We start from the raw sequence: 1,174 nt of genomic DNA on the forward strand, positions 1-1,174 counted from the left end.
ATAATGGAGCCTATTCTTAAAGATTGTATTCCTATTTATTGGGGGAATAAACTCGTAGACCGGGATTTTAATTCGCAGCGATTTTTAGATTACAATCAATTTAAATCAGAAGAAGATTTGATTGAAAAAATTTTGGAAATAAATCAAAATGAGGATTCGGCAATTGATATGATTCAGCAACCCCCTTTTAGTCCCGCCAAAATGACCCATAATGAAGAACACCAGCAAGTTTTAGAAATAATTAGTAAAATTGTTGAAGAAAATAAAAAGCCAATGGCAGTTCGATGGCTTCGGTATTTACACGGCTTTAATTTGTTTTGCTCTAAAATACAGAAACGAGTTTTTACACATTTGAGTTTATAGCTTTGAATTCTAAAACAGAATAAACATTTCAATATTTTTATGGTTTCTACTCCAAAAATCACCGTTATATTACCCGTGTACAATTGCGAATTGTACATACAAACGGCGGTTGAAAGTATCCTGAATCAAACATTTACTGATTTTGAACTCTTGATTATTGACGATGCTTCGACAGATGCTACGGTTGCTATTATCCAAAAAATTGAAGATTCACGGATTCAATTGATACAAAAGCCAGTAAATTCAGGCTATACCAATAGTTTGAATTCAGGAATAAAATTAGCCAAGGGGGATTACATTGCTCGGATGGACGGCGACGACATCAGCTATCCCGAGCGATTTGCTAAACAAATAGCCTATTTAGAAACTCATCCCGAGGTGGTGGTTTGTGGTACAACTTATAAAATTATGGGCAACGACAAACGAATTACGCTTCCAGAACATCACGAGGCTATAAAAATAAGTTTATTATGGGGGAATTGTATTTCACATCCATCAGTAATGATTAGAAAAAAAGTACTAGACCAATATTCAATTCAATACGACACCTCCAAAGAACCCGCCGAAGATTATGATATGTGGGTTCGAATACTATCCTTAGGAAAGCTGCACAACCTACAAGAAGTGCTATTGGAATACCGATTGTCCTCCAATCAAGTGTCACGAAAAAGAGCCGATGAGCAGAAAAAGAATGACATTGCAACAAAATTTCAACTGTTGCAGTATTTAGAGGTGCAATGGAATAATAGTGAATTTGAATTTCTGGAGCGGCAATTTGGCAAAACCGAAGTTCTATCATTCAATGACCTCA

General features: G+C 35.6%; 2 protein-coding genes. Both read left to right on the forward strand.

Annotated features, from left to right (window positions below; translation table 11 throughout):
• Window positions 1–363: hypothetical protein (locus tag EKL98_RS17730; protein ID WP_199740745.1), on the forward strand; the 363-nt coding region annotated here is incomplete at its 5' end.
• Between the two features lie 39 nt (window positions 364–402).
• The coding region (locus EKL98_RS16635) for a glycosyltransferase family 2 protein (protein ID WP_126563207.1) at window positions 403–1,174 on the forward strand (772 nt) is incomplete at its 3' end.

It is taken from the genome of Flavobacterium bomense (assembly GCF_003970355.1).